This is a genomic window from Anaerotignum faecicola, from assembly GCA_024460105.1.
GTDB lineage: Bacteria > Bacillota > Clostridia > Lachnospirales > Anaerotignaceae > JANFXS01.
Genome location: JANFXS010000633.1, coordinates 1 through 381 on the forward strand (window position 1 = coordinate 1; position 381 = coordinate 381).

2 protein-coding genes are annotated in these 381 nt (G+C 53.3%); both read right to left on the reverse strand.

The window, feature by feature from the left end:
• Positions 1-196: CoA-disulfide reductase (locus NE664_15750; protein ID MCQ4728088.1), on the reverse strand; the 196-nt coding region annotated here is incomplete at its 3' end.
• The coding region (locus NE664_15755) for a dicarboxylate/amino acid:cation symporter (protein MCQ4728089.1) at positions 193-381 on the reverse strand (189 nt) is incomplete at its 5' end. The genes NE664_15750 and NE664_15755, both read right to left, overlap by 4 nt.

Consider the following 381-nt stretch of genomic DNA (forward strand, 5'->3'; position numbering starts at 1 on the left):
CTTCCGCCGTCCTGGCAATCAGTTCCTTCCCCTGCTTGATATGATCAGAAATATAAAACGGGATACCACAGGCGCCAAAGGATACCTCTCCGCCTTTCTCGTAAACCACGATTTCCACCGCATCGCCCAGAAGTCTTTTTAACTTGGATGCCGCCGACATTCCGGCGGCCACACCGCCGATAATCACTGTTTTCACTCTCTCACCCTTCTTTCTACGATAATCGCATTTGTCATACAGCCAGTTACATTAATCAGTGTCCTTGGCACATCTCCGATGGGATCGACAGCGATCATCGGTCCCAGGCCGTTCACCGCGCCGATGATTCCGCTTCCCATCACAGCTCCGAATTCCGCCATGGTGGCCGTTCCCGGAACTCCGGT